The organism is Kitasatospora sp. NPDC058965 (assembly GCF_042741245.1).
GTDB lineage: Bacteria > Actinomycetota > Actinomycetes > Streptomycetales > Streptomycetaceae > Kitasatospora.
In genome coordinates this window covers 1-5,328 of the sequence record NZ_JBHYKG010000447.1, presented here as the reverse complement: position 1 = coordinate 5,328, position 5,328 = coordinate 1, and the positions used below count along the sequence as shown (strand labels likewise).

The window sequence follows — 5,328 nt, the reverse complement described above, 5'->3', positions numbered from 1 at the left end:
GACCCGCCGCCCCCCCGGGGCCCGCGGTCCCGCTCCCGGTACCGCGGGCCCCGTCAGGTCCGCGCGGCGCCGCGCACCTGCAGGCCGGCCAGCAGCTCCGCGGTGGCCGCCGCGACCGCGGCGACCGCCTGCTCGAAGACCTCCCGGTTGTGCGCGGCGGGCGCCCGGAAGCCGGACACCTTGCGGACGTACTGCAGGGCAGCCGCGTGGATGTCCTCCTCGGTCACCTCGGGCATGACCGGCGGACGCAGCGTCTTGATGCTTCGGCACATGGCTCCAGTCTGCCGCGCCCCACCGACAACCGGGCCGACTCGCCCGCCGCCCGGCGCCGGGCGAGCATGGGGGCATGCTGCTGGCCGAACTCGCCCGGACCTCGCGCGAGGTCGCCGCGACCACCGCGCGGTCGCAGAAGACCGCCCTGCTGGCCGACCTGTTCCGGGCCACCGGGCCGGCCGAGCTGCCGGTGGTGATCACCTACCTGGCCGGCCGCCTCCCGCAGGGCCGGATCGGCGTCGGCTGGACCAGCTTCGCCGAGCCCGTCCCGCCCGCCGCGCGGCCCACCCTGACGGTGCGCCAGGTGGACGCGGCGCTGACCGGGCTGGCCGCCGTGCGCGGGACCGGCGCGCAGGCCGAGCGGCGGCGCCGGCTCACCGGGCTGCTGGCCGCCGCGACCGCCCCCGAGCAGGAGTTCCTGGTCCGGCTGATCGGCGGCGAGGTCCGCCAGGGCGCGCTGGACGCGGTCGCGGTCGACGCGCTGGCCGCCGCCGGCGGCGCCGACCCGGCCGAGGTGCGCCGCGCGGTGATGCTCGGCGGCAGCCTCGGCGCGGTGGCCGGGGCCCTGCTCGGCGAGGGTCCGGCCGCGCTCGCCCGGTTCACGCTGACGGTCGGCCGCCCGGTGCTGCCGATGCTCGCGCAGACCGCCGGGTCCGTCCCGGAGGCGCTGGACCGCCTCGGCCCGTGCGTGGTGGACGAGAAGCTGGACGGGGTGCGGATCCAGGTCCACCGGGACGGTGCGCTGGTGCGGGTCTACACCCGCACCCTGGAGGAGGTCACCGCCCGGCTGCCCGAGGTGGTGGCGGCCGCCCGGGCGCTGCCGGCCGGGCAGGCGGTGCTGGACGGCGAGGTGGTCGCGCTCGGCCCCGACGGGCGGACCCGCCCGTTCCAGCAGACCTCCGCCCGGGTCGGCTCCAGCCTCGACGTCCCGGGCGCCACCGAGGCGCTGCCGCTCACCCCGGTCTTCTTCGACCTGCTCGCCCTGGACGGCCGCGACCTGCTGGCCGCCCCCACCGCCGAGCGGCACGCCCGGCTGGCCGAGCTGGTCCCGGCCGGGCTGCGGGTGCGCCGCCTCACGGTGGCCGACCCGGCCGCGCCCGCCGAGCGCGCGGCCGCCGCCGCGTTCGCCGAGCAGGCGCTGGCCCGGGGCCAGGAGGGGGTGGTGGTGAAGGCGCTGGACGCGGGCTACACCGCCGGGCGGCGCGGCGCGAGCTGGTTGAAGGTCAAGCCGGTGCTCACCCTGGACCTGGTGGTGCTGGCCGCCGAGTGGGGGCACGGGCGGCGCACCGGGCGGCTGTCCAACCTGCACCTGGGCGCCCGCCGGGAGGACGGCGGCTTCGCCATGCTGGGCAAGACCTTCAAGGGCCTCACCGACGCGCTGCTCGGCTGGCAGACCGAACGCCTCCAGGAGCTCGCCGTCGCCCGCCCGTCCTGGGGCGTGGAGGTCCGCCCGGAGCTGGTCGTGGAGATCGCCTTCGACGGTGTCCAGCGGTCCACCCGCTATCCGGCCGGTGTCACCCTCCGGTTCGCCCGGGTGCTGCGCTACCGCGAGGACAAGGGCGCCGCCGAGGCCGACACGGTGGCCGCGGTGCGCGCCTTCCTCCCGTCGGACCCGGCGGCAGGAGGCACCTGACGGCTGCCGGCGCGCCCGTCAGGCGGCGGGGTTCCCCGGCCGGCCGTCCACCCGGCCGGACCAGTGCGGCTCCACCCGGGCCCAGTCGGCGGCCCACGCGCGGTGTGCCCGGCGGTCCAGGGTGCGGCAGCGCAGCAGGTAGAGCCCGGCCAGGCCCAGACCCAGCGTCAGCACCCCGAGCGCCCCGCCGGCCAGGGCCAGCAGCATCAACGCGCCCGCGCCCTGCGGGGTGTCGGCCAGCTCGCCCCGGTCGGTGACCCAGACCGGCACCGGCTGCCCGGCGCTCACCGGGTCCAGCAGCTCGATCCGCCCCACCACCGGGTGGTCCGCCGGGTACGTCCAGCCGACCCGGACCAGCTCGCCGGCCCGGAACCGGGTGGCCACCGCCGGGGCGTCCGGACGGACCGGCCCCAGCACCAGCGCGTCGATCCGGTGCACCTTCGCCGCGCCGGCCCGGGCGCGGGCGGGCGCGGTGGCCACCGCGTGCGCGGCCAGCACCGCGTTGGCGGCGAGCGAGACCAGCAGGCCGGCCACCAGCAGCATCCGGGCCCGGCGGCGCGCCCGGTCCACCGGACGCCACATCGGTCGCGGCCCGCGCCGGCCGAACGCCCCGCGCAGGCTGCGCCAGACCCGCCCCGACGGGGTATGCCGCCTCACGGCCGTCCTCTCTCCGGTGCCGCTACGACCATCAGACGATAACTCAGTTGCGCGGGGCCGGAACAGGGCATTTCCCCGGCCCGGCGCGGTGGTTCGTACGGGCCCGGCCCGACCTCCGGCACCCGCCGGGCGTCCGGCGGACGCCCGCCCGACGACCCGTCCGGACCGGCACGCTACCGGCGCCCCGCCGGTCGGCCGGGACAGCGCGCCCGCCGGACCGGCGGAATTCACCCGTCGGTCGCCCGGCCGATCCGCCCGCCCAGCTGCCGCAGGTGCGCCACCAGCTCGGGCGGCTCCTCGACCCGGAACTCGCAGCCCAGCGCGAGCAGCCGGACGGCCAGCCACTCCACCGTGTCACCGGCGGTGCGCACCCGGCAGCGCCGCTCGTCCACCTCCTCCACCCGGACCGGGGTGCCGCCGAACCGCCGCAGCGCCTCCGCGGCCGGCAGGTCCAGCAGCGCCACCGCGGACAGGGTCCGGGCGTGCAGCCGCAGGCTCCTGGACACGTAGGCGGCGGCGTCCTCGGCCGGCGGCCGGCGCGGCGGCACCCGCACGCCGGTCGGGCGCGGCGCGGCGACCCGGTCCACCCGGAAGATCCGCCAGTCGTCCCGGTCGTTGTCGAAGGCCACCAGGTACCAGCGCCGCCCGGTGGCCACCAACCGGTGCGGCTCCACCAGCCGGCGGCTGGGCGCCCCGTCCGCGGCCCGGTAGTCGAAGCGCAGCCGCTCGCCCGCGGCCGCCGCGCCGGCCAGCACCACGAGCAGCTCGGCGTCCACCAGCGGCCCACCGTCCAGCAGCGGCACGGTGGCCGCGCCCAGGGTGGCCACCCGGCGGCGCAGGCGGGTCGGCAGCACCTGCTCCAGCTTGGCCAGCGCCCGCACCGCGGCCTCCTCGATCCCGCTGACCGCGCTGACCGCCGCCGAGCGCAGGCCGACCGCGATCGCCACCGCCTCCTCGTCCTCCAGCAGCAGCGGCGGCATCGCCTTGCCGGCCGCCAGCCGGTAGCCGCCGACCGCGCCCATGCTGGCCTGCACGGGGTAGCCGAGCTCGCGCAGCCGCTCGACGTCGCGGCGGATGGTGCGGGTGGTCACCCCGAGCCGTTCGGCCAGCTCGCTGCCGGGCCACTCGCGCGGGGTCTGCAGCAGCGAGAGCAGGCTGAGCAGGCGGGCCGGGGTGTCGGTACTCATGCGGACAGCATGGCGGAGAACTAGGACCGGATCTGACCTACATGCCCCCTACCGTCGTGCCATCGACATCAGCGGAGAGGGCTACCGACCATGACCACCAGTCCCGCGAGCGCCGACCGGCGCCGCTGGATCGCACTCGCGATCGTGATGACCGCGTCCTTCATGGACCTGGTCGACGTCACCATCGTCAACGTCGCGGTCCCCAGCATCCAGCGCGACCTGCACGCCACCTTCAGCTCCGTCCAGTGGGTCACCGCCGGCTACGCGCTGGCCTTCGCCATCGGCCTGATCACCGGCGGCCGGCTCGGCGACATCCACGGCCGCAAGCGGGTGTTCCTGCTCGGCATCGGCGGCTTCACGCTGGCCTCGGCGCTGTGCGGGCTGGCCTCCGGACCGGGGGTGCTGGTGGCCACCCGGCTGCTGCAGGGCGGCACCGCGGCCCTGATGGTGCCCCAGGTGCTGGCGATCATCCACAGCTCCTTCCCGGCGCACGAGCGCGGCAAGGTGTTCGGGATGTTCGGCGCGGTGGTGGGCCTGGGCGCCGTCAGCGGCCCGCTGCTGGGCGCCCTGCTGACCCAGTGGGACCTGGCCGGCCTGCAGTGGCGGCCGATCTTCCTGATCAACCTGCCGGTCGGCGTGGTCGGCCTGCTGCTGGGCCGCCGGTTCATCGACGAGTCGCGGGCCGAGCGCAGCCTCAAGCTGGACCTGGTCGGCATGGCGCTGCTGGCGCTCGGCCTGCTGATGCTGCTCTACCCGCTGACCCGCGGCCGGGAGGACGGCTGGCCGCTCTGGGGCTTCGTCTCGATGGGCCTGAGCCTGCCGGTGCTGGCGCTCTTCGTCCGCTACGAGGGGTTCAAGTCGCGCAAGGACGGCTCGCCACTGGTCGAGCTCTCGCTGTTCCGGGTGCGCAGCTTTGCGGCCGGCGTCGGGGTGCAGCTGGTCTTCGGGGTGACCTGCGGGATCTTCTTCCTGGTCTGGACCCTGTACATGCAGCTGGGCCTGGGCTGGAGCCCGCTGCGGGCCGGGCTGACCGGCATTCCGTTCTCGCTCGCGGTCTCCACCGCCGCCGGCCTGTCGGTGCAGCAGCTGGTCCCGCGGTTCGGCCGCCGGGTGCTGCAGGCCGGGGCGCTGGTGATGGCGCTGGGCGTGCTGCTCTACCTCTGGGAGGCCGGCCGGTACGGCCTGGGCATCCACTCCTGGCAGATGGCGCTGCCGCTGGTGGTGATGGGCGCGGGGATGGGCCTGATCGTGGCGCCGCTGACCGAGGCGGTGCTGGCCCAGGTGCCGCGCGAGCACGCCGGTTCGGCCTCCGGCCTGATCAACACGACCCAGCAGCTGGGCAACGCGCTCGGGCTCGCGCTGGTCTCGGTGGCCTTCTTCACCGTGGTGGACGCGGCCCGGCCGGGCGAGGCGGTCGGCCTGGTCTTCACCCACGCCTTCGGCCACGCGCTGCGCTGGCTGGTCGGCACCCTCGGCCTGGTCTTCGTGCTGATGTTCGCGCTGCCCGCCGGGGGCGCCGCCCACCGGGACGCGGACGGGGCCCGGCCGGCCGAGGACCGCGAGCCGGCACTGGTGGGC

5 protein-coding genes are annotated in these 5,328 nt (G+C 77.0%); 2 read left to right on the top strand and 3 right to left on the bottom strand.

Features of this window, described 5'->3' with window-relative positions; all coding sequences use genetic code 11:
• Nucleotides 1-53: 53 nt before the first annotated feature.
• Nucleotides 54-272, bottom strand: a complete 219-nt coding sequence (locus ACFW1A_RS38115; RefSeq protein ID WP_380417839.1) for a DUF2277 family protein — start codon at nt 270-272, stop codon at nt 54-56.
• A 74-nt stretch (nt 273-346) separates the two neighbouring features.
• Here ACFW1A_RS38115 and ACFW1A_RS38110 point away from each other — a divergent pair, with 74 nt between their 5' ends.
• Entirely contained in the window at nt 347-1,906 is a 1,560-nt protein-coding gene (locus ACFW1A_RS38110) for an ATP-dependent DNA ligase (RefSeq protein WP_380417837.1), read from the top strand.
• An 18-nt stretch (nt 1,907-1,924) separates the two neighbouring features.
• Here ACFW1A_RS38110 and ACFW1A_RS38105 read toward each other — a convergent pair whose 3' ends face one another.
• Nucleotides 1,925-2,563, bottom strand: coding sequence for a hypothetical protein (locus ACFW1A_RS38105; RefSeq protein ID WP_380417835.1), 639 nt, complete (start codon nt 2,561-2,563; stop codon nt 1,925-1,927).
• A gap of 227 nt (nt 2,564-2,790) precedes the next feature.
• Complete coding sequence (locus ACFW1A_RS38100; protein ID WP_380417833.1) at nt 2,791-3,750, bottom strand: helix-turn-helix transcriptional regulator; 960 nt, start codon at nt 3,748-3,750, stop codon at nt 2,791-2,793.
• Between the two features lie 90 nt (nt 3,751-3,840).
• Here ACFW1A_RS38100 and ACFW1A_RS38095 point away from each other — a divergent pair.
• A partial coding sequence (locus tag ACFW1A_RS38095) for an MFS transporter (RefSeq protein WP_380417831.1) occupies nt 3,841-5,328 on the top strand: 1,488 nt, incomplete at its 3' end.